The sequence below is a fragment of the Streptomyces sp. NPDC039462 genome, from assembly GCF_055639375.1.
Genome location: NZ_JBVKAO010000005.1, coordinates 414,825 through 436,839, shown reverse-complemented (window position 1 = coordinate 436,839; position 22,015 = coordinate 414,825). Strand labels below are relative to the sequence as shown.

At 69.7% G+C, this 22,015-nt stretch carries 21 protein-coding genes and 2 pseudogenes; 4 read left to right on the top strand and 19 right to left on the bottom strand.

Going from position 1 to position 22,015, the window contains the following annotated elements:
* Positions 1–2: 2 nt before the first annotated feature.
* From ACZ7LU_RS27780 to pyrR, 3 genes are all read right to left on the bottom strand, one after another.
* Positions 3–1,289, bottom strand: a complete 1,287-nt coding sequence (locus ACZ7LU_RS27780; RefSeq protein WP_471918304.1) for a dihydroorotase — start codon at positions 1,287–1,289, stop codon at positions 3–5.
* Positions 1,290–1,294: 5 nt separating this feature from the next.
* A complete protein-coding gene (locus ACZ7LU_RS27775; protein WP_398312162.1) occupies positions 1,295–2,281 on the bottom strand; it encodes an aspartate carbamoyltransferase catalytic subunit in 987 nt (328 codons plus the stop codon).
* 86 nt (positions 2,282–2,367) lie between these two features.
* A complete protein-coding gene (gene pyrR, locus ACZ7LU_RS27770) occupies positions 2,368–2,940 on the bottom strand; it encodes a bifunctional pyr operon transcriptional regulator/uracil phosphoribosyltransferase PyrR (RefSeq protein WP_362994752.1) in 573 nt (190 codons plus the stop codon).
* 224 nt (positions 2,941–3,164) lie between these two features.
* Between pyrR and bldD the strand changes: the two genes are divergently transcribed.
* Positions 3,165–3,665: a transcriptional regulator BldD gene (bldD, locus tag ACZ7LU_RS27765; protein WP_030787240.1), complete on the top strand. Its 501-nt coding sequence runs from the start codon at positions 3,165–3,167 to the stop codon at positions 3,663–3,665.
* Between the two features lie 218 nt (positions 3,666–3,883).
* Here the strand turns inward: bldD and nusB are convergent, their stop codons facing one another.
* The 8 genes from nusB to aroC all read right to left on the bottom strand — a co-directional run bounded on the left by nusB (position 3,884) and on the right by aroC (position 10,656).
* Positions 3,884–4,318 (bottom strand): transcription antitermination factor NusB, encoded by a 435-nt coding sequence (gene nusB, locus ACZ7LU_RS27760; protein WP_398312155.1) that lies wholly within the window; start codon positions 4,316–4,318, stop codon positions 3,884–3,886.
* A 2-nt stretch (positions 4,319–4,320) separates the two neighbouring features.
* Complete coding sequence (gene efp / locus ACZ7LU_RS27755) at positions 4,321–4,887, bottom strand: elongation factor P (protein WP_345647318.1); 567 nt, start codon at positions 4,885–4,887, stop codon at positions 4,321–4,323.
* Between the two features lie 57 nt (positions 4,888–4,944).
* The gene (locus ACZ7LU_RS27750; protein ID WP_398312151.1) at positions 4,945–6,051 is read right to left on the bottom strand and encodes a M24 family metallopeptidase; all 1,107 of its coding nucleotides are present in this window, start codon (positions 6,049–6,051) and stop codon (positions 4,945–4,947) included.
* An 85-nt stretch (positions 6,052–6,136) separates the two neighbouring features.
* Positions 6,137–6,640, bottom strand: a complete 504-nt coding sequence (locus ACZ7LU_RS27745; protein ID WP_471918303.1) for an excalibur calcium-binding domain-containing protein — start codon at positions 6,638–6,640, stop codon at positions 6,137–6,139.
* Between the two features lie 112 nt (positions 6,641–6,752).
* The gene (locus ACZ7LU_RS27740) at positions 6,753–7,703 is read right to left on the bottom strand and encodes a Pro-rich N-terminal domain-containing protein (protein ID WP_471918302.1); all 951 of its coding nucleotides are present in this window, start codon (positions 7,701–7,703) and stop codon (positions 6,753–6,755) included.
* Positions 7,704–7,865: 162 nt separating this feature from the next.
* Complete coding sequence (gene aroB / locus ACZ7LU_RS27735; protein WP_398312142.1) at positions 7,866–8,963, bottom strand: 3-dehydroquinate synthase; 1,098 nt, start codon at positions 8,961–8,963, stop codon at positions 7,866–7,868.
* Positions 8,960–9,442 carry a shikimate kinase gene (locus tag ACZ7LU_RS27730; RefSeq protein WP_398312452.1) on the bottom strand — a complete coding sequence of 161 codons (483 nt, stop codon included), beginning with the start codon at positions 9,440–9,442 and terminating at the stop codon, positions 8,960–8,962. Before ACZ7LU_RS27730 ends, aroB begins: the two co-directional genes overlap by 4 nt.
* A 29-nt stretch (positions 9,443–9,471) precedes the next feature.
* The gene (gene aroC, locus ACZ7LU_RS27725; RefSeq protein WP_468717689.1) at positions 9,472–10,656 is read right to left on the bottom strand and encodes a chorismate synthase; all 1,185 of its coding nucleotides are present in this window, start codon (positions 10,654–10,656) and stop codon (positions 9,472–9,474) included.
* Here aroC and ACZ7LU_RS27720 point away from each other — a divergent pair.
* A complete protein-coding gene (locus tag ACZ7LU_RS27720; protein WP_469252458.1) occupies positions 10,565–10,753 on the top strand; it encodes a hypothetical protein in 189 nt (62 codons plus the stop codon). The two genes, aroC and ACZ7LU_RS27720, sit on opposite strands and share 92 nt — an antisense overlap.
* A gap of 83 nt (positions 10,754–10,836) precedes the next feature.
* Here ACZ7LU_RS27720 and ACZ7LU_RS27715 read toward each other — a convergent pair whose 3' ends face one another.
* Positions 10,837–11,664: a shikimate dehydrogenase gene (locus tag ACZ7LU_RS27715; protein ID WP_471918301.1), complete on the bottom strand. Its 828-nt coding sequence runs from the start codon at positions 11,662–11,664 to the stop codon at positions 10,837–10,839.
* 180 nt (positions 11,665–11,844) lie between these two features.
* On the opposite strand from ACZ7LU_RS27715, the gene ACZ7LU_RS27710 reads away from it, so the two are divergent.
* A complete protein-coding gene (locus ACZ7LU_RS27710; RefSeq protein WP_471918300.1) occupies positions 11,845–12,237 on the top strand; it encodes a hypothetical protein in 393 nt (130 codons plus the stop codon).
* A 350-nt stretch (positions 12,238–12,587) separates the two neighbouring features.
* On the opposite strand, the pseudogene ACZ7LU_RS27705 reads toward ACZ7LU_RS27710, so the two are convergent.
* The 6 genes and pseudogenes from ACZ7LU_RS27705 to ACZ7LU_RS27680 form a co-directional block, all read right to left on the bottom strand.
* Positions 12,588–12,949, bottom strand: a pseudogene (locus tag ACZ7LU_RS27705) (shikimate dehydrogenase); the annotation flags it as partial.
* A gap of 87 nt (positions 12,950–13,036) precedes the next feature.
* The gene (gene mltG, locus ACZ7LU_RS27700) at positions 13,037–14,800 is read right to left on the bottom strand and encodes an endolytic transglycosylase MltG (protein WP_471918299.1); all 1,764 of its coding nucleotides are present in this window, start codon (positions 14,798–14,800) and stop codon (positions 13,037–13,039) included.
* A gap of 124 nt (positions 14,801–14,924) precedes the next feature.
* On the bottom strand, positions 14,925–15,419 hold the full coding sequence (ruvX, locus tag ACZ7LU_RS27695) for a Holliday junction resolvase RuvX (RefSeq protein ID WP_398310830.1): 495 nt from the start codon (positions 15,417–15,419) through the stop codon (positions 14,925–14,927).
* Positions 15,419–18,088 (bottom strand): alanine--tRNA ligase, encoded by a 2,670-nt coding sequence (alaS, locus tag ACZ7LU_RS27690; protein WP_398310833.1) that lies wholly within the window; start codon positions 18,086–18,088, stop codon positions 15,419–15,421. Before alaS ends, ruvX begins: the two co-directional genes overlap by 1 nt.
* Positions 18,088–18,435, bottom strand: coding sequence for a DUF6167 family protein (locus ACZ7LU_RS27685; RefSeq protein WP_398310836.1), 348 nt, complete (start codon positions 18,433–18,435; stop codon positions 18,088–18,090). The genes alaS and ACZ7LU_RS27685 overlap by 1 nt, the downstream gene beginning before the upstream one ends.
* 7 nt (positions 18,436–18,442) lie before the next feature.
* Positions 18,443–18,901 (bottom strand): DUF948 domain-containing protein, encoded by a 459-nt coding sequence (locus ACZ7LU_RS27680; protein ID WP_398310839.1) that lies wholly within the window; start codon positions 18,899–18,901, stop codon positions 18,443–18,445.
* 173 nt (positions 18,902–19,074) lie between these two features.
* On the opposite strand from ACZ7LU_RS27680, the pseudogene ACZ7LU_RS27675 reads away from it, so the two are divergent.
* A pseudogene (locus tag ACZ7LU_RS27675) lies at positions 19,075–21,169 on the top strand (ATP-binding protein); the annotation flags it as partial.
* Positions 21,170–21,194: 25 nt separating this feature from the next.
* Here ACZ7LU_RS27675 and rpsD read toward each other — a convergent pair.
* The gene (rpsD, locus tag ACZ7LU_RS27670) at positions 21,195–21,809 is read right to left on the bottom strand and encodes a 30S ribosomal protein S4 (RefSeq protein WP_125511570.1); all 615 of its coding nucleotides are present in this window, start codon (positions 21,807–21,809) and stop codon (positions 21,195–21,197) included.
* Between the last annotated feature and the right edge of the window lie 206 nt (positions 21,810–22,015).

Here is a 22,015-nt window from a genome sequence, read left to right as displayed (position 1 = left end):
TGTCACGTGAGCTTCCCGTCGTCGAGCGTGGCCCGACCCCGGAGCCACGTGTGCGTGACGCGGCCCGGCAGCTCACGGCCCTCGTAGGGAGTGTTGCGGCTGCGCGAGGCGAAGCCCGCGGGGTCCACTGCCCCACGGTAATCCGCGTCGACCAGGACGAGGTTCGCGGGCTCACCTGCCGAGACGGGGCGTCCGTGGCCGGTCGCCCGGCCGATCCGCGCGGGCTTGAAGGACATCCGGTCGGCGACGGCCTCCCAGGTCAGCAGGCCGGTCTCGACCATCGTCTGCTGGACGACGGAGAGCGCGGTCTCCAGGCCGACCATGCCCATGGCGGCCGCGGCCCACTCGCAGTCCTTGTCCTCGTGCGGGTGCGGGGCGTGGTCGGTGGCGACGATGTCGATGGTGCCGTCGGCGAGGGCCTCGCGGAGCGCCATGACGTCGCGCTCGGTGCGCAGCGGCGGGTTGACCTTGTAGACGGGGTTGTAGGAACGCACCAGCTCATCCGTGAGGAGGAGGTGGTGCGGGGTGACCTCGGCGGTGACGTCGATGCCGCGCGACTTGGCCCAGCGGACGATCTCGACGGATCCGGCGGTCGACAGGTGGCAGATGTGGACGCGGGATCCGACGTGCTCGGCGAGCAGGACGTCCCGGGCGATGATCGACTCCTCGGCCACCGCGGGCCAGCCGCCGAGGCCCAGCTCGGCGGAGACGACGCCCTCGTTCATCTGGGCGCCCTCGGTGAGCCGCGGCTCCTGGGCGTGCTGCGCGACGACGCCGCCGAAGGCCTTCACGTACTCCAGGGCGCGGCGCATCATCACGGCGTCGTCGACGCACTTGCCGTCGTCGGAGAAGACGGTGACCCCGGCGGCGGACTCGTGCATGGCGCCGAGCTCGGCGAGCTTCTTGCCCTCGAGGCCGACGGTGACGGCGCCGATGGGCTGCACGTCGCAGTAGCCGGACTCCTTGCCGAGCCGGTAGACCTGCTCGACGACGCCGGCGGTGTCGGCGACGGGGAAGGTGTTGGCCATGGCGAACACGGCGGTGTAGCCGCCGGAGGCGGCGGCGCGGGTGCCGGTCAGGACGGTCTCGGAGTCCTCGCGGCCGGGCTCGCGCAGGTGGGTGTGGAGGTCGACGAGGCCGGGGAGCAGCACCTTGCCCTGGGCCTCGACGACGGTCGCGCCCTCGGCGGCGAGGCCGGTGCCCACGGCCTCGATGGTCTCGCCGTCGATCAGGACGTCCTGCGCCTCGCCGCCGAGCACCTTCGCACCACGGATCAGGATCTTGCTCATGGGTTTTACTTCTCCTCGGAACCGGTGGGGCGGGTGTGGGTGACGGCGGGCTCGTTGCCGCCCAGGAGCAGGTAGAGGACGGCCATGCGGATGGAGACTCCGTTGGCGACCTGTTCGACGACCGTGCAGCGGTCGGAGTCGGCGACCTCGGCGGTGATCTCCATGCCGCGGACCATGGGGCCGGGGTGCATGACGATGGCGTGCTCGGGCATCTTCGCCATGCGCTCGCCGTCCAGGCCGTAGCGGCGCGAGTACTCGCGCTCGGTGGGGAAGAACGCGGCGTTCATGCGTTCGCGCTGCACGCGCAGCATCATCACGGCGTCGGACTTCGGCAGCACGCTGTCCAGGTCGTAACTGATGTCGCAGGGCCACTGCTCGACACCGACCGGCACGAGGGTGGGCGGGGCGACGAGGGTGACCTCGGCGCCGAGGGTGTGCAGCAGGTCGACGTTGGAGCGGGCGACGCGGCTGTGCAGGACGTCCCCGACGATGGTGATGTGCTTGCCCGCCAGGTCCTGGCCGAGGCCCGCGTCGGGTCCGACGAGGCGGCGCCGCATGGTGAAGGCGTCGAGCAGGGCCTGGGTGGGGTGCTGGTGGGTGCCGTCGCCGGCGTTGATGACGGCGGCGTCGATCCAGCCGGACGTGGCCAGGCGGTAGGGCGCGCCGGACGCGCCGTGCCGGATGACGACGGCGTCGACGCCCATGGCCTCCAGGGTCTGCGCGGTGTCCTTGAGGGACTCGCCCTTGGAGACGCTGGAGCCCTTGGCGGCGAAGTTGATGACGTCGGCGGAGAGGCGCTTCTCGGCGGCCTCGAAGGAGATCCGGGTCCGGGTCGAGTCCTCGAAGAAGAGGTTGACCACGGTGCGGCCGCGCAGGGCGGGAAGTTTCTTGATCGGCCGGTCGGCGACCCGCGCCATCTCCTCGGCCGTGTCGAGGATGAGGACGGCGTCGTCGCGGGAGAGGTCGGCGGCCGAGATGAGGTGTCGCATCATCTGCGTGTACTCCGGTGTGTGGAGGTCTGCGGGCGCGCGGGCGCACAGGGGTGTGCCCCTGTGGCCCGTGAGGGAGGAAACCGGTCTTACGCGGAGGCGGGCTTGGCGCCGAGCAGCACGGCGTCGCGGCCGTCCTCCTCGGCGAGCTGCACCTTGACCGTCTCCCGCAGCGACGTGGGGAGGTTCTTGCCCACGTAGTCGGCACGGATGGGCAGTTCGCGGTGGCCGCGGTCGACGAGGACGGCGAGCTGCACCGCGCGGGGGCGGCCGATGTCGTTCAGCGCGTCGAGGGCGGCGCGGATGGTGCGGCCGGAGAAGAGCACGTCGTCGACGAGGACGACCAGGCGGCCGTCGATGCCCTCACCGGGGATCTCGGTGCGGGCCAGCGCGCGCGGCGGATGCATGCGCAGGTCGTCGCGGTACATGGTGATGTCGAGGGAGCCGACCGGGATCGTGCGGCCGGTGATCTCTTCGAGCTTCTCGGCGAGCCGACGGCCGAGGAAGACGCCTCGGGTGGGAATGCCGAGGAGGACCACGTCGTCGGCGCCCTTGGCGCGCTCGACGATCTCGTGGGCGATGCGGGTCAGAACCCGCGCGATGTCGGGCCCTTCGAGCACGGGCCGGGCGACAGCGGAGTCTTTGGTGTCCTGCGTGTCCATATGAAAACGGACCTCCTTCTCCGCCTCACGGGACGGACCTTAAAGGACGTCGAAATTGCGCCAGTCATGCTACCAGTACCCGGCACTCGGCACGTCATCGGCCTCCACCGAAGGGGCGGTAAGGACCTTTCGGCTTGACGCAGGCAAGTAACGCTGCGTAACCTCACAGTGAGTTACCAGCCACGCGGCGGAGCCGCATGATGTCGCAGCGTCCGGGGAGCTATATGTCCAGCGAATACGCCAAGCAGCTCGGGGCCAAGCTCCGCGCGATCCGTACCCAGCAGGGCCTTTCCCTCCACGGAGTCGAGGAGAAGTCCCAGGGACGCTGGAAGGCGGTCGTCGTGGGGTCGTACGAGCGCGGCGACCGTGCCGTGACCGTGCAGCGCCTCGCCGAGCTGGCGGACTTCTACGGCGTCCCGGTGCAGGAGCTGCTGCCTGGCACGGCTCCCGGTGGTGCCGCCGAGCCGCCGCCGAAGCTCGTCCTCGACCTGGAGCGTCTGGCGCACGTCCCGCAGGAGAAGGCGGGCCCGCTCCAGCGGTATGCCGCCACGATCCAGTCCCAGCGCGGTGACTACAACGGCAAGGTGCTCTCGATCCGCCAGGACGACCTGCGCACCCTCGCCGTGATCTACGACCAGTCGCCCTCGGTCCTGACCGAGCAGCTGATCAGCTGGGGCGTCCTGGACGCGGACGCGCGTCGCGCCGTCGCCCACGAAGAGGTCTGACCGCCGCGCGACACATCAGCAGAAACGTGCCGCCGGGGTGGCCGCAGCCGAAAGGCCGCGGCCACCCCGGCGGTTTTCTGTTCCGCCGGAGCGCTTTCTCCGGAGCGCTTTTCCCCGGAGCGTTTTCCTGGCGCGTTTTCGCGAAGCGTTTTCGCAGAGAAAACCGGAGGGCCCGCAGCGGATTGCTGCGGGCCCTCCGGTTGGCGTACGACGACGCCTTACGACTCGTCGCGGCGCAGGGACGGCTTCAGGTCCTTGAAGCGTCCCAGCAGACCGTTGATGAACGACGGCGACTCGTCCGTGGAGAACTCCTTGGCGAGCTCGACCGCCTCGTCGATCACCACGGCGTCCGGCGTCCCGTCGACCCATACGAGTTCGTAGGCGCCGAGCCGCACGATGTTCCGGTCGACGACCGGCATGCGGTCCAGGGTCCATCCGACGGCGTACTGCGAGATGAGTTCGTCGATGCGGCGCTGCTGCGTCGCGTACCCCTCGACGAGCTCCATCGTGTACTCGCTCACCGGCGGCTGCCGGGTGTCGGACCGCGAGTGGCGTACCCAGTCCGCGAGGACCGTCAGGACGTCCGTACCGCGCTGGTCCGCCTCGAAGAGGATCTGGAAGGCGCGCTTGCGGGCCGTGTTACGAGCAGCCACGGTTAGCTGTTCACCCGGCCGAGGTAGTCGCTGGTACGGGTGTCGACCTTGATCTTCTCGCCGGTGGTGATGAAGAGCGGCACGTTGATCTGGTGGCCGGTCTCCAGGATCGCGGGCTTGGTGCCGCCCGTGGAGCGGTCGCCCTGGACGCCCGGCTCGGTCTCCTGGATGACGAGCTCGACGGCGGCCGGCAGCTCGACGAAGAGCACCTCGCCCTCGTGCTGCGCGACCGTGGCGGTGAAGCCCTCGATCAGGAAGTTGGCGGCGTCACCGACGGCCTTCTTGTCGATGTGCAGCTGGTCGTAGGTCTCCATGTCCATGAAGACGAAGTACTCGCCGTCCATGTAGGAGAACTGCATGTCGCGCTTGTCGACAGTGGCCGTCTCGACCTTGACGCCGGCGTTGAACGTCTTGTCGACGACCTTGCCGGAGAGCACGTTCTTGAGCTTGGTGCGCACGAAGGCCGGGCCCTTGCCGGGCTTGACGTGCTGGAACTCGACGACGGACCAGAGCTGGCCGCCTTCGAGCTTGAGCACCATGCCGTTCTTGAGGTCGTTCGTGGAAGCCACGGTTGCGGAATCTCCTGCACTGACTGACTGGTGGACGACCCCGGTCGGGCACGCGCGCTAGAGCGCGAGCAGTTCCTTGGTCGTGATGGTGAGTAGCTCGGGTCCGCCGTCCGCCTCGGGGCGCACGACGAGCGTGTCATCGATCCGGACACCACCCCGGCCAGGGAGGTGAACCCCCGGTTCGACGGTGACCGGCACGCAAGCGTCCAGTTTACCCATGGCCGCGGGCGCCAATTGAGGGTCCTCGTCGATTTCGAGCCCCACACCGTGCCCAGTCAGCGGAGCAAGGGCCTCCGCATAGCCCGCGGAGTCCAGTACGTGGCGTGCCGCGCGGTCCACATCACGGCAGGCGGCACCGGGTACGAGGGCCTCGCGGCCGGCCCGCTGCGCGGCGAAGACCAGGTCGTACAACTCGATCTGCCAGTCGGCGGGCGACGTACCGATGACGAACGTACGCCCGATCTCGCAGCAGTAGCCGCGGTAGCTCGCCCCCAGGCAGACGGAGAGGAAGTCGCCCTCCTCCACCCGCCGGTCCGAGGGCCGGTGGCCACCCTTCCCGGAATTCGGGCCGGTGGCCACGGACGTCGGGAACGCGGGGCCGTCCGCGCCGTGGTCGACGAGCCGCCGCTCCAGCTCCAGCGCCAGATGGCGTTCCGTGCGCCCCACGAGGATGGACTCAAGGAGCTCCCCCAGCGCCTGGTCGGCGATCTCGGCGGCGATCCGCAGGCAGGAGAGTTCGTCGGCGTCCTTGACCAGGCGCAGCTGTTCGACCGCCGTGCCGAGATCCGTCAGGCGCAGCCGGGGCGCGACCGAACCGAGTGCCCGGTGCCGGGCGACGGTCAGGTGGTGCTCCTCGACGGCCAGCGCCCCGACGCCCGCGGCAGCCGCGAGACCGGCTCCGGCGACGGCCGGATCGGCACCCGGCGCGGGCAGCACCTGCACCTTCAGTGCTTCGTCGGGCCGCCCCTCGCCCTGCTGCTCACCGGGCGGACGCCCGCACAGCAGTACGTCCTCGTCCCTGCCGACGAGGAGTACGGCGCCGTGGGGCGCCGCACCGGCGAGATAGCGGACATTGGCGGGCCGGGAGACCAACGCCGCCGCGCCGCCACCGGCGGCACACCGCTCCCGAACCCGCTCCCTGCGGACCGCGTACACCTCTGACATGGGGCGAGCCTATGAGCGCCGCCACCACACGGCCCGGCAGACGCGTCCGACCGGGCGGCGCCCCCGCCCCGGGCCCCTCGCCCACTCAGCTGTCGCAGCCGACCCCGTCGCCGTCCCGGTCCAGGTGGCTGCCGTAGCCGGGTTCGCCCCGACGGACGGGGGCGGCACCGGCGGCCCGGGCCTCGGAGCAGTTCGCATAGGACACGGAGCCGCCTCCACCGGACCCGGAGCCGCCGTCGCCCGAGCCGCCGTCGCCCGAACGCCCGTCTCCGGAGCCGGCCGCCGAGGTCACCGTGACCGTCGCGGTCGACCTGACCGTCTTGGTGGACCGGACGGTGACAGTCGGAGTGGGTTCGGCGGCTGCCTTCGGCGTCACGGTCGCGGTCGCGGTGACCGTCGCCGTACTGGTGGCGGCCGGGGCGGCGCCGGTCTTCTTCTCACCGGTCGTGTCACCCTCGGCCGCGCCTATGCCGACGCCGAGGAACAGGGCGACGGCGAGGGCGGGCAGGAGGTAGCGCTTCCGGGCCCACTTCGGGGCGGGCCGGGAGGCGGGCGGCGGGGTGGGCGGTGTGCCGTACGGAAGGGTCATGTCATATCCCTCGCGCTCATTGCGGAGGCATGACCGTAGTACCGGTGACGGACGTGTGAGGTGGTTCGGAGACTCGGTGGCTCAACTGTGACCGATGGTTCGGACTACCGGACTACCACTTCGGAGGGCTGGTGATCGCGCGGGCCAGGACGTCGTCCAGGACGCGGGCCGTGGCGGGGACGTCCAGCTGGGAGTTGTCGATGATCGGGAGGCCCGAGCCGTACCAACCCGCCATGCGGCCGTGGATGCGGGCCACTTCCTCGTCGGAGAGGCGGCGGTTGCCGCTGCGCTCCGCGTTCCGCTCCAGGACGATCTCCAGGCCGGGGAGGAGGACGACCGGCAGCAGACCGGGACCCACGTGCCGCTTCCAGCCACCGAGGCCGACGACGGGGCGGTCGGGGAAGACCGCGTCGTCGAGGATGCACGAGATGCCGTTGGCCAGGAAGTTCCGCGCGGCGAAGCCGCAGGTGCGGCGGGCCAGGCGGTACTGCGCCTCGGAGTGGTCGTTCCACCCGGACTGGGGGTCGGCGAAGCCCGAGCGCACCCATTCGCGCACGTCGTCGAGGCTGATGTGGGCGGTGGGCACACGGCGGTGCTCGGCCCAGTACTTCGCGACGCTCGTCTTACCCGCGCCCGCGGGTCCGATGAGCAGCACGGCGAGTGTCGTGCCGCCGGTGTCGGTCTGTGCCGTGCCCGGCGGAGGGCTCGGCATGGCCACCGGGCCGCCCGGCGGCAGTTGTATGTGCCCCGTCTGCCCCGAGGTGTCCGGTGGCGGGGGCACGGGGCCTGGCCCGTGCTGCGGGGGCTGGGGCTGGGGTGCCGCGTGTGGCGCCGCAGGAGCGTGCGGCATCGGCGCCTGCCCCGGCGCGTGAGCGGCCTGCGTGTGCGGGGCGGACGGTGGGACGGGACCGCCCGTGAAACCGGGCGCGGGAGGCACCGCTCTGTGCGGCGCCGCTCCGGGGGGCGGAGCGCTCGGGTGGTGTGCGGCCGGCGTCCAGCCGGTGGCCGGTCCGTGCCCCGGCTGATGGGGCGGCGGCAGCGGAGATCCCACTGCGTGCTGCATCCGGTGCCACTCCGTCTCGTGCGACTGACGCTGGTCGGGCGGCGGCCGGGCCGCCCGTTACCGAACGGTACCGTCCCCGGCCGCCGTTGTGTGAACGGCCGGGGAGGCCGAGAGGTGCCCGTGGCCGGATCCGGCAGCTCCGGCAGCCACGGAGGAAGCCGGTTACTGGCCGACTTCGCCGTACGCGGCGAGGAGGACGGCCGGGTCGGGGCCCTCCAGGACGGTCGGCTTGCCGAGGCCGTCGAGGACGATGAAGCGCAGCAGGTCACCGCGGGACTTCTTGTCGACCTTCATGGTCTCCAGGAGCTTGGGCCACTGGTCGTAACGGTAGGTCAGCGGCAGACCGACCGATTCGAGGACCGTGCGGTGCCGGTCAGCGGTCGCGTCGTCCAGACGGCCCGCCAGACGGCCGAGTTCGGCCGCGAAGTGCATACCGACGGAGACCGCGGCGCCGTGCCGCCACTTGTAGCGCTCGTTCTTCTCGATGGCGTGCGCGAGGGTGTGGCCGTAGTTGAGGATCTCGCGGAGGCCCGCCTCCTTGAGGTCGCCCGAGACGACCTCGGCCTTGACCCTGATGGAGCGCTCGATGAGCTCGGCGGTGTGCGGTCCCGCGGGCGTACGGGCCGCCTGCGGGTCCGCCTCGATGAGCTCCAGGATCACCGGGTCGGCGATGAAACCGGCCTTGATGATCTCCGCGAGCCCGGAGACGTAGTCGTTCACGGGGAGCGAGTCCAGCGCCGCCAGGTCGCAGAGGACCCCGGCCGGCGGGTGGAAGGCGCCCACCAGATTCTTGCCCTCGGCGGTGTTGATGCCGGTCTTGCCGCCGACCGCCGCGTCCACCATGCCGAGCACCGTGGTCGGTACGGCGATCCACCGCACCCCGCGCAGCCAGGTCGCGGCCACGAACCCGGCGAGGTCGGTGGAGGCGCCGCCGCCGACGCCGACGATGACGTCGCTGCGCGTGAAGCCGGACTGGCCGAGGGCCTTCCAGCAGTACGCCGCGACCTCCGCCGTCTTGGCCTCCTCGGCGTTCGGGATCTGGATGGCCACGGCCTCGTAGCCCTGGTCTGCGAGGTCCTGCCGCAGCGCGTCGCCGGTCTCGGCGAGCGCCTCGGGGTGGATCACGGCGACCCGCTTGGCCTGGTCGCCGATGAGGCCGGGCAGCTCGCCGAGGAGCTGCCGACCGACCAAGACCTCGTACGGATCCGTGCCGGCGGTGCCACCGACCTGGATACGGGTGGGGGTCTGCTCCGTCGTCATGCTTCCTTCAACTCCAGTGCGTCGAGGACCGCCTGGGCGACCTCATCGGGGGTGCGGCCGTCGGTGGCGACGACCGCGCGGGCGACTTCGGCGTACAGGTGGCGGCGGGCGTCCATCAGCTCGCGCCACTGCTTGCGCGGGTTGACGGCCAGCAGCGGGCGCGCCTGGTTGAGGCCGGTGCGCTTGACGGCCTCCTCGACGTCCATCGAGAGATAGACGACGGGGTGGGCGCCGAGCAGCGCCCGCGTCGTCTCGTCGAGGATCGCGCCGCCGCCGAGGGCGAGGACGCCGTCGTGTTCCGTGAGGGCACGCGCCACGGCGGCCTTCTCCAGGCCACGGAAGTACGGCTCGCCCTCGTCGACGAAGATGTCGGAGATCTCCCGCCCCTGGGCGGCGACGATGTCGGCGTCGGTGTCCCGGAAGGTGACACCCAGTCGCTCGGCCAGCAGCTCACCGACCGTCGTCTTGCCGACACCCATCGGACCGACGAGGACGATCTGCGGACCGCTCACCGGATCTGGAGGTGGTCGAGGTACGACTCCACATTGCGCCGCGTCTCGGGCACACTGTCGCCACCGAACTTCTCCGCCACCGCGTCCGCCAGAACCAGCGCCACCATCGCCTCCGCGACGATCCCGGCAGCCGGCACCGCACACACATCCGAACGCTGGTGATGCGCCTTCGCCGCCTCACCCGTGGCCACATCGATGGTGGCCAGCGCGCGCGGCACGGTCGCGATGGGCTTCATCGCGGCACGTACACGCAGCAGCTCACCCGTGGTCAGACCACCCTCGGTGCCACCGGAGCGGCCCGAGGTGCGCTTGATGCCCTCGTCCGTGGTGACGATCTCGTCGTGCGCCTTGGACCCCGGAACCCGCGCCAGATCGAAGCCGTCCCCGACCTCGACACCCTTGATCGCCTGAATACCCATCAGCGCCGCCGCCAGACGGGCATCGAGCCGCCGGTCCCAGTGCACATGCGAGCCCAGACCCACCGGCACCCCATACGCGAGCACCTCGACCACACCGCCCAGGGTGTCGCCGTCCTTGTGCGCCTGATCGATCTCCGCGACCATCGCCTTCGACGCATCCGCATCCAGACACCGCACCGGATCCGCGTCCAGCTTCTCCACATCCGCTGGCGTCGGGTAGACGCCGTAGGGCGCCTTCGCCGCCGCCAGCTCCGTGACGTGCGAGACGATCTCGATCCCCGCCGTCTCCTTCAAATACGAACGCGCCACCGCACCCAGCGCCACCCGGGCCGCCGTCTCACGCGCCGAAGCACGCTCCAGCACCGGACGCGCCTCATCAAAGCCGTACTTCTGCATCCCCGCCAGGTCCGCGTGACCGGGCCGGGGCCGCGTCAGCGGCGCATTACGCGCCAGCTCGGCCAGCTCCGCCGGATCCACCGGATCGGCCGACATGACCTGCTCCCACTTGGGCCACTCCGTATTGCCCACCATCACCGCGACCGGCGAACCCATGGTCAGCCCGTGCCGCACACCACCCAGGAACGTGACCTCATCACGCTCGAACTTCATCCGCGCACCACGGCCATACCCCAGCCGCCGCCGCGCCAGATGATCCGCCACCATCTCCGTCGTGATCGGCACGCCGGCGGGAAGACCCTCCAACGTCGCGACAAGCGCGGGTCCGTGCGACTCCCCCGCGGTCAGCCAACGCAACCTGCTCAACGGTGTGCTCCTCATGCTCGCGCCTCGAACTGCGGTCTTCGACGGCGCGGCCGGGTGCGCGGCCCTGGCCCGCCACCCCGATCCTCCCACGACCTGAGGCGCGACCTGCCGTCCGGTCCATCTGACGGACGTCATCGGCCCACCCCTCGGCCGCGCCTCGACCACGGCGCGACCAGGGATTTACCGGGCGGCGAGCGCGCGCTCCCCCGCCTTGCGCATGGCGGCCAGCGGCGCGGGCGCGCGACCCGTCATCTGCTCGACCTGGAGCACGGCCTGGTGGACGAGCAGGTCGAGTCCGCTGACGACCGCCCCGCCGTACGCCGACCAGCGCGCCGCGAGGTCGGTGGGCCACGGGTCGTACAGCACGTCGAAGAGGGTGGCGGGCCGCTCGGGGACCAGGCCGGCCAGCGCGTCCGTGGTGCCCGCCGGGGTCGTGGCGATCACCAGGGGGGCGGTCAGCGCCTCGCGGGCGTCCTCCCAGGCCTCGGTCCTGACCTCCACGTCGAGGCGTTCGCCCCACTGCCGCATCTCGGCGGCGCGGGCGTCGCTGCGTACGTAGACGACGACCTCGCCCGTGCAGATCCGGGCGAGCGCGGCCAGCGCCGACGACGCGGTGGCGCCCGCGCCGAGGATCGCGGCCGACTCGACCTGCTCGATGCCGTGCTCGCGGAGCGCGGCGACCATGCCGGGGATGTCGGTGTTGTCGCCGACCTTTCGGCCGTCCTCGGTGAACACGACCGTGTTCACGGCCTCAACGGAGGCGGCGGTGCAACTGATCTCGTCGAGCAGCGGGATGACCGCCCGCTTCAATGGCATCGTCAGCGAGAGCCCCGCCCATTCGGGGCCGAGCTCCCCGACGAAGCTGGGCAGCGCGGCCTCGTCGATCTCGAATCGGTCGTACGACCAATCACTCAGTCCCAGCTCTTCGTATGCGGCGCGGTGCAGCACCGGAGAGAGGGAATGGGCGATCGGGGAGCCGAGGACTGCGGAGAACTTCACTGCACGCATCACCCAAACCTCAAGAGGAACCTGCTGAAATATTGATTTTCCACACACCTGTACACCTACCGCGCTTTCGCGACATTTACCCTATACGTGACCCTTCTTGACATCAGAGGCCACGTGAAAGAAAATTTCTCAAGATCGCATTCCTGACCACCCGGGCCACCCGAGAAAGTAGTTCACTCCATGCAGCTTAGACGAGCGACGCTCGCAGCGTCAGTCGCCCTGGCGACAGCAGTTACCCTCTTCGGATCAGGCTCAGCCTACGCCGGGACCGACGCACGCGCCTGCAACGGCGGCATAAATACCTACGGCGCCTGTGTCGGCGAAGGCGCATTCGTGGCAGACGGCGACGTTTATATTATCTACGATTGGAAATCGGACGGCCATGGCGTAAGTATGACCATTTGGGACCACAATTCCATTCGCACCGAGGTTTGCAATGCGGGCAAGGGGCATTCGTGTGAATACAATAAAAACTTGCCTGAAGGTTCAGCGGTTCAGATTCAAGTATGCCTGACCGAGAAAAGAGTCGAAATCGAAGGGTCTTGCGGCTATTCAGTGAAGGGAAAAGCATAGCCAACCTGACCGAATGACGCATCCTTAGAAGATTTGCGCGCGATTTGCGACCCCCTGGCATGAATTTCCCGGGGGGTCGCATTTTGCTTTCATTTCCCACTACTGCCCCAGACAAGTCGAAGCAGTGGCCTCGCGTGATCCTGTTTCCGCGGCTGAGGATCGCACTAGTCTGGCTGAACCGACCAGAAGTACTACTCTCAGGACACATCTGGGGGTATCTAGGGCGTCGGCCCCCGGCCATGGACCATGTCGAGGAGCGTGCGGGTGTGATGGAAGACTCCCGTGACATGCTGGTGAATTGCACCGGACGCTGAGCCGGCCGCTCCAGCCCACGCATCGGCCCGCTATGTACTGCGTACGTAGGCAACGACCTCGTCGGCAAATATGTGCCAGGGCGGCGTGCGCCGCAGAGACGGTGGCGCACGCGCCGAGGATCGCGGCGGACTCGGACTGATCGATACCGCGCTCGCGGCACGCGGCGACCATGCCGGAGATGTTGGTATTGTCACCGGCCTCCCGGAAGGCCATGGCATTAACGGCCTGGACGGGCGCGGCGGCCCCGCTGATCTCGTTGAGCAGCGGAACGACCGCCCCCTCCAACGGCATCGTCAGCGAGAGCCCCGCCGCCCGGCCATTCCGGACCGAGCTCCCCGACGCAGCCGGGTAGCGCCGCCTCGGCGATCTCGGAACGGTGGTATGACCAGTCACTCAGCCCCTAGTCATCGTTACAACCCCAGGGAGAGGGAATGGGCAATCGGCGAGCTAAAGACTGCACTCATCACCCGTCACCGCTAAGCGCTCATTGCCCCTTCAGATACTTCTCACGGTTCCGGTTCTGCTCTTCGTTGGTTTCAGCGAAGAGCGTCTTGTCCTCACTGACGGAGACGAAGTAGTACCAGTTGCCCTGGGCGGGATGCAGTGCGGAATTCAGCGCCACCTCGCCCGGGTTTCCAATCGGTCCGGGCGGCAGGCCCTTGATCTTGTACGTGTTGTACGGGTCCTTGAGCTTGCGGAGCTCGTCGACCGAGCCCGTAGCCAGCTCGGACTTGCCGCGCAGGTAGTTCACCGTCGAGTCGAAGTCCAACAGGCCGTACGTCTCGGTGTTGTTGGGCTTGAGGCGGTTGTAGACGACCGTGGCGACCTTCTCGAAGTCGTGCTTGTACTTTCCTTCGGCCTGGACCAGGCTCGCCACGGTGAGAAGTTCGAGCGGATTCTTGAGGTTCAGGTCCTTGGCCTTCGAGGCGAGGCTGAGCTCGTCGTACTTCTCCGTCGCGTGGGCGACCATGTTCTTCAGGACGTCCGCGGGCTTCTGGCCCTTGGCGACCGGATAGCTGGATGGATAGAGAAATCCTTCCAGGGGGTCCTTGATGTCCTTGTTCGTGTTCGCCCAGTGGGGAAGTCCGAGATTGCGCCAATCCTTCCTGGCGACTTTCTCCGTGGTGCCCTTGGGGACCTCAAGGCGGCGGTCGATCTCCGCATACACCCAGACATTCCGCTTACCTTCAGGAATGATGAGATTGTTGCGGCTCTTCGGACTGAGCATCATTTCGACCGCGCTCGCCGCAGACATATGTTTCTTGAGAGTGTAGACACCCGGCTGGATGGTTCGGCCCTGCTGGTGCTGCCCCTGGGCGGAGACGAACGCGTCGACGCTCTTGACGACGCCGGCGTCCTTCAGCTTCTGCCCGATCGCGTATCCGCTGGAGGCCTTGGGGATCTCGACGACGGCCGTCCCCGAGCCCTCGCCCGCGTAGTCCGGCGCCGTGCCGAAACGGTCCTGATAGAACTGGTAGCCGAAGTAGCCGACTCCGCCGAGGCCGCCGCCGAAGACGAGCGTGACGACCAGACAGGCACAGCCGTTGCGGCGCTTCTTGGGCTTCTTTCCGCCACGGCCGCCGCGCCGGTCGCCCCGGCGGCCCGCCCCGTCGTCGTCCTCGGCGTCGTCGCCCGCGAAGAAGGCATGTTCGCCCTGGTCGGGGCCCGGGTCCCAGTCCGTCTCGGAGTCGGAACCGGACTCGGGGGGCCCGGGCGAGCGTCGGCGACCGGGCGGCTCCGGCGGCGAGTAGGCGTCCGGCGTGGAGTAGTAGTCGTGGCTCTCCGAGCCGTAGCCCGCCTGCTGGGCGCCGTAGGGGTCCATCGGGTCGCCGCTGTAGGGGGCCTGACCCTGCTGACCGGTGTCCCAGCCACCGTCGCCACCGTTGTAGCCGTGCTCGGGGCCGCCGTTGTAACCCTGGCCGGAATCGCCGTTGTAGCCCTGGTCCGAGCCTCCGTGGTACCCCTGACCGGCGTCGCCGTTGTACTGCTGCTGGCCGCCGTACTGCTGTTGCTGTCCGTAGGCCTGCTGCTGTCCGGTGCTCCAGTCACCGCCGTACTGGGAATCGTGCGACGGCTGCTGCTGGTGCGGCTGCTGATGCTGGTGCGGCTGCTGCGGGTGGTACTGCCCCTGGCCGCCGTAGGTGGACGTGCCGCCCGAAGGCTCCTGTCCTCCCCATCCGCGGTCCCCGTACAACGGGTCCTCCGGATGCCACGGTTCGGAGCCTGGGCCCCGGCCATACTCAGTCATCGATCCCCTACATGCCGCGAGGCGGGGCCGCCGTCGGGATGGCCGGGCAACCGTTCCGCCTCTTGATGCTGTGCGGCAGCTGTTCGAACGCCGCCGCATCGCGCGGAACGTTACCGTATCGCGATCAGATGACCACTTCGACGCCCTCGCCGGGAGCTTTACCTGACGCCCGTTCGGACTCCAGGGCCTGCTGAAGGATGATCACGGCCGCCGCCTGATCGATGACAGACCTGCCCTTTTTGGACTTCACGCCGGAGGCGCGCAGCCCCTGACTGGCCGTCACTGTGGTCATCCTCTCGTCCACGAGCCTCACCGCAATGGGGGCGACCATGCGGGCGAGGTCCCGGGTGAACGCGCGGACCTTGGCGGCCGCCGGGCCCTCGCCCCCGTTGAGGGAGCGAGGGAGGCCGACGACGATCTCGATCGGCTCGTACTCGTCGGCGAGCTGCTTCAAGCGGCGCTGGGCGGCCGGGACATCGCGCCCCGGCACCGTCTCCACCGGCGTGGCGAGGATCCCGTCGGGGTCGCACGAGGCGACCCCGATGCGGGCGTCCCCGACGTCGATGGCGAGGCGGCGGCCGCGGCGCATGCCCCCTGACTGGCCTGCCGACTCCGTCATCAGGCCGTCTCGGTGACGAGGCGCTCGACGGCGGCGATGGCGTCGCCGATGGCGGCCGGGTTCTGGCCGCCGCCCTGGGCGACGTCCGGCTTGCCGCCGCCACCGCCGCCGAGGGTCTTGGCGGCCGTACGGACCAGGTCGCCGGCCTTGAAGCCGCGCTCACGGGCGGCTTCGTTGGTGGCGATGACCGTCAGCGGCCGGCCGTTGGCCGTGGTGAAGAGCGCGACGACGGCCGGACGGTCGCCCTGGATGCGGCCGCGCACGTCGAGGACCAGCTTGCGCAGGTCGTCGGCGCCCGTGCCGTCCGGCACCTGCCCGGTGACGACGGCGACACCGCGCACGTCCTTGGCGGACTCGACGAGACCGGCGGCGGCCTGGAGGACCTTCTCCGCGCGGAACTTCTCGATCTCCTTCTCGGCGTCCTTCAGCTTGGCGAGCATGCCGGAGATCTTCTCGGGCAGCTCCTCCGGACGGCCCTTGACCAGCTCCTGGAGCTGAGCGACGACCGTGTGCTCCTTGGCGAGGAAGTTGTACGCGTCGACACCCACCAGCGCCTCGATGCGGCGCACACCGGAGCCGATGGAGGACTCGCCGAGGAGCTTCACCAGACCCAGCTGGGCGGTGTTGTGGACGTGCGTACCGCCGCACAGCTCCTTGGAGAAGTCGCCGATGGTGACGACGCGCACGCGCTCGCCGTACTTCTCGCCGAACTCGGCGATGGCGCCCTGCTTCTTCGCGTCGTCGATCGACATGACCTCGGCCTGGACGTCCAGTTCCCTGGAGAGCACCGAGTTGATCTTCTGTTCGACGTCCGTCATCACGGCCGTGGGCACGGCGGACGGCGAGCCGAAGTCGAAGCGGAAGCGGCCGGGCTGGTTCTCGGAACCGGCCTGGGCGGCCGTCGGGCCGAGCGCGTCGCGCAGCGCCTGGTGGGTGAGGTGCGTGGCGGAGTGCGCGCGGGCGATGGCGCGGCGGCGGTGGGCATCGATCGACGCCCACACCGGGGCACCCACGGTGATCTCGCCGACCTGGACGACACCCTTGTGGACGTGCACGCCGGGCACCGGCTTCTGCACGTCACGGATCTCGACGATCGCGCCGCTGTCCAGGCGGATGCGGCCGGTGTCGCCGATCTGGCCGCCGCCCTCGGCGTAGAACGGGGTGCGGTCGAGGACGATCTCGACCTCGTCGCCCTCGGTGGCGGCGGGCGAGGAGACGCCGTTGACCAGCAGGCCGACGATCTGGGCCTCGTTCTCCGTGAGGGAGTAGCCGGTGAAGTCGGTGGCGCCGGAGGTGTCGGCGATCTCGCGGTAGGCGTGCAGGTCGGCGTGGCCGGTCTTCTTGGCCATGGCGTCGGCCTTGGCGCGGTCCCGCTGCTCCTTCATGAGGCGGCGGAAGCCGTCCTCGTCCACGGAGAGGCCCTGCTCGGCGGCCATCTCCAGGGTGAGGTCGATGGGGAAGCCCCACGTGTCGTGCAGCAGGAACGCCTTGTCGCCGGAGAGGACCTTGCCGCCGGCGGCCTTGGTCTCGGTGACGGCGGTGTCGAGGATGTTCGTGCCGCCCTTGATGGCCTTGAGGAAGGCGGCCTCTTCGGCGAGGGCGACGGTCTCGATGCGCTTGCGGTCGGTGACGAGCTCCGGGTACTGCTGCCCCATCGTCTCGATCACGACGTCGACGAGGTCCTTGACGACGGGACCGGTGGCACCGAGCAGACGCATGTTGCGGATGGCGCGGCGCATGATGCGGCGCAGCACGTAGCCGCGGCCCTCGTTGCCGGGGGTGACGCCGTCGCCGATGAGCATCGTCGACGTACGGATGTGGTCGGCGACCACGCGCAGGGAGACGTCCGTGCCGTGCTCGGCGCCGTAGCGCACGCCGGTGAGCTCGGTGGCCTTGTCCATGACGACGCGCAGGGTGTCCGTCTCGTACATGTTCTGTACGCCCTGGAGGATCATGGCGAGACGCTCGAGACCGAGACCGGTGTCGATGTTCTTGGTCGGCAGCTCGCCGAGGATCTCGAAGTCCTCCTTCGAGGTGCCCTCGCCGCGCTCGTACTGCATGAAGACCAGGTTCCAGATCTCCACGTAGCGCTCGTCGTTGACGGCCGGGCCGCCCTCGACGCCGAACTCCGGGCCGCGGTCGTAGTTGATCTCCGAGCAGGGGCCGCAGGGTCCGGGCACGCCCATGGACCAGAAGTTGTCCTTCTTGCCCAGGCGCTGGATGCGCTCGGCAGGGACGCCGACCTTCTCGCGCCAGATCTGCTCGGCCTCGTCGTCGTCGAGGTAGACCGTGATCCACAGCCGCTCGGGGTCGAGGCCGAAGCCGCCCTTCTCGACGGGGCTGGTCAGCAGCTCCCAGGAGAGCGTGATGGCGCCTTCCTTGAAGTAGTCGCCGAAGGAGAAGTTGCCGCACATCTGGAAGAACGTGCCGTGGCGCGTGGTCTTGCCGACCTCTTCGATGTCGGGCGTGCGCACGCACTTCTGCACGCTGGTGACGCGCGGCGCGGGCGGCTTGACCTCACCCAGGAAGTAGGGCTTGAAGGGCACCATGCCGGCGGGGACGAGCAGCAGAGTCGGGTCGTCCGCGATGAGCGACGCCGAAGGGACGACGGTGTGCCCGCGCTCCTCGAAGAAGCTCAGCCAGCGGCGGCGGATTTCAGCCGACTCCATCAGTGGTCCTCATTCCAGTTGTACTGCGTCTTCTTGTGGTTCGTGTTACTGCTGGGGTTCTTGCTGAGATGGTTCTCGATGACCGCGAAGCGGCGCGAGGCGGGCAGCTCGGCATCGGGGTGGTCCCGCAGCCCCAGCGCCTCGTCCAGTTCGGCCTCGCGCTCGGCCATGCCGTCGCGGATGTCGAGCGCGAAGTCCTTCAGGCGGTGGCCCGTCTCGATCGCCTTGTTCGCGGCCTGCGCGGCGAGGCTCTCGGGGGTCAGCTGCTTGAGCTTGCGGTTGACCTTGGTGGTGGCCCATACGCCGGCGGCTGCGCCCGCGGTGAACCAGAACGTACGGCGGAACATCGCTGCGTCAGTCCCTCTTACTCCGGTTGGCCCGCTTGGTCCGCCGTGCGGACGGGACGGTTCGGCCCACGATCACCGTACGACGGGACGGCCTGGCGGGCATTTCCTCTGCCGCGGGGGCGGCCTTGCGGCTGATGGCCCTGCGGACGCCGTACCCGAACGCGGCGACCTTGACGAGCGGGCCGCCGAAGGTGGAGGCGACCGTCGTGGACAGCGCCGACGCGTTCGACGTGACCTCCTGGACGTCGGAGGCGATGGCGTCGACGCGGTCGATCTGCGTCTGCGCGGAGCGCACCGCGGTGGAGGCGTCCGCCAGCAGGGGCACCGCCTGCTCGGTCACCTCCGCGACGAGCTTGGTGGTCGCCCTGAGCGTCTGGGCCAGCCTCGCCAGTGCCACCGCGAGGAAGGAGACCAGGATCGCCCAGAAGACGGCCACCAGGATCCCGGCAACCTCTCCACCGGACACTTGGCACCGCTCCCTGAATCTCGTCCCTGAACTTCGTACCTGAACATCTAAAAGTCGTCCTCCGACCCTATCGCGCCGGTGGCGTCGCTCCGTACCGCATTCCCCGCCGCTTGCCCAGGAGTTGCCCGGCATGTTTGTACGGAGCGCAAACGACTGGGTACGCTCCGTACCCCATGCGACCCTCTCAGCCCGGCAATCTCCCCCTGGAACTGAACGCCTTCGTCGGGCGCGAGACCGAACTCACCGAGCTCACCGCCGCATTGGAGGCCGGGCGCCTGGTCACGGTCACCGGGGTCGGCGGGGTCGGGAAGTCCCGGCTGGCCGTGCGGGCCGCGGCTCGGCACGGGTCGCGCGACGGCGCCTGGCTGGTGGATCTCACGGCGCTGCGGGACCCGGACCTGCTCGACCACGCGGTCGTCGAGGCCCTGGAGCTGACGGACCACACGAAGAGGCCGCCGCGCCAGGTGCTGCTCGGGCACCTCGCGGAGCGGGAACTGCTGCTCGTCGTCGACGGTTTCGAGCACCTCGTCGACGCCTGCGCCTCGCTGGTGCGCGATCTGCTGGTGCACTCCCCCGGGCTGCGGGTGCTGGCCGTGGGGCGCCGGCCGCTGGAGACCGAGGGCGAGCGGCTCTTCCCGCTCGCGCCGATGCCCTGCCCGGAGGCGGCCGCGCTCTTCACCGACCGCGCGACGGCCGGCCTGCCCGGTTTCGTCCTCGACGACGGCAATCGCGCGGACGTCATGGAGCTGTGCCGGCGTCTCGACGGCATCCCGCTCGCCGTGGAGCTGGCCGCGGGACGGCTGCGGGCGCTCTCGCCCGCGCAGCTCCTCGCCCGGCTCGACGACCGGTTCCGGCTGCTCACCGGCGCCCGGCGCGACACCCCGGCGCGCCACCAGACGCTGCGGACCGCGATCGGCTGGAGCCACGAGCTGTGCGCGCCGCGGGAGCGGCTGCTGTGGTCACGTCTCTCGGTGTTCGCCGGACAGTTCGACCTGGAGGCCGCCGAATACGTCTGCGCCGGGGACGGGCTGCCCGCCGACGATGTGCTTGACGTACTGGACGAGCTCCTCGCGCAATCCGTCCTCACCCGTGAGGAGGGGCCCTCGGGGGTGCGCTACCGCATGCTCGACACGGTCAGGGCCTACGGCGCCGACTGGCTGGCGGCGGCGGGCGAGAGCGCACGGATGCGGCGCAGGCACCGCGACTGGTATCTGGGGTTCGCCACCTGGTGCGAGCTGGACTGGTTCTCGCCGCGCCAGCAGGAGATCGCCGCGCTCGTCGACGCCGAACTGCCTAATCTGCGGGCCGCGTTGGAGTTCTGTCTGACCGAGCGGGACGAGACCCACCTGGGGCAGCACCTCGCCGGGACGCTGTGGTTCTACTGGGTCGGCTGCGGACGGCTCACGGAGGGCAGGCACTGGCTGGACCGGGCCCTGGAACTCGACGGCGGCCACGAGGAGCCGCGGCTCAAGGCGCTGTGGGTGCTCGGCTATGTGGCGGTGCTGCAAGGGGACGCGGTCGCCGCGCTGGCCGCGCTGCACGAGTGCCGTGACGGCGCGCACCACGCGGGCAGCGCGATCGCCGCGGCGTACGCGGAGCACCGCATCGGCTGTCTGGCCCTGGTCACGGACGACCTGCCGCGCGCGGAGACGCTGCTGCGCGCGGCGCTGGAGCGGTACCGGGAGATCGGCGAGCTCAACAGCAATGTCCTGATGGGGCAGACGGAGCTCGCCATGGTGCTGGCCTTCCGCGGCGAGCTCGCCGCCGCGGTGGAGCTCTGCGAGGACGTGCGCCGGGTCTGCGAGGACCACGGCGAGCGCTGGACCCTCGCGTACGCCCTCTATGTCCTCGGCTACGCGGCGTGGACCCGCGGTGAGGCGGCGACGGCGCGCGAGCTGCTCGCCGAGTCGCTGGATCTCGACCACCGCTTCCACGACCTGCTCGGCACGGTCCTGTCCATCGAGCTGCTGGCGCTGTTCACCGCGGCGGAGGGTGATCCGGCGGAGGCGGCGGTGCTGCAGGGCGCCGCGTCCCGCATCTGGACCTCGGTGGGTCTGCCGCTGTTCGGCTCGGTCCATTTCGGCGGGCCGCACGTGCTCTGCGAGCGGCAGGCCCGCGAGGCGCTCGGCGACGAGCGGTACGAGGAGTGCGTGCGCGCGGGGGCCGCCCTCGATCTGGAGGCGGCGGTGGCCCGGGCGCTGCGCGGCGGCCCCGGAAACGACCGAACCCGCCGCCTCCCCCACCACGAAGGGCGGGGAGGCGACGGGCTGCAGCAGGGTGAGCTACGTCCGGGTCAGCGGGCGTAGTACTCGACGACGAGCTGCTCGTCGCAGATCACGGGGATCTCCTTGCGGTTCGGGTCGCGGTCCAGGCGGAAGGCCAGGGCCTTCAGGTTCACCTGGAGGTAGCGCGGGATCTCGCCGTCGGGGGCGAAGCCACCCTCGCGCGCGACCTGGAACAGCGGCTTCTCACGGCTGCGCTCGCGGACCATCACGACGTCGTCGGGACGGACGCGGTACGACGGCTTGTCGACCTTGCCGCCGTTGACCTCGATGTGGCCGTGCACGACCATCTGGCGGGCCTGGTAGATCGTGCGGGCGATGCCCGAACGCAGAACCAGGGCGTCGAGACGACGCTCCAGCTCGATGACCAGGGCCTCACCGGTCTTGAGCTGCGTCTTGGACGCACGCTCGTAGGCACGGACGAGCTGGCGCTCGGAGAGGTCGTACTGCGCGCGCAGCCGCTGCTTCTCGAGCAGACGGACCTTGTAGTCCGAGTTCTGCTTGCGCCCACGGCCGTGCTCGCCCGGCGGGTAGGGGCGGGCCTCGAAGTACTTGACGGCCTTCGGGGTCAGCGCGATGCCGAGGGCACGCGACTTCTTGACCTTGGGGCGGGACTGGTTCGGCATGAACCAACCTCTCTGTTCTTAAGTGAAATCGGCTTCACCAGTGGTTAGGGGAGGTCGCAATCCGCAGCCTGGGAAACCCGGCTCGTCCTGATGGACGGGCCCGGCAGCCGCTCCCTGGTCTGGGCACAATGTGCAGCACGCGAGTGGCCCACCGACCGATTCCCGGGGCTCCGGGGTGGTGGTGGGCTGCCCGCGACACCTTCAAC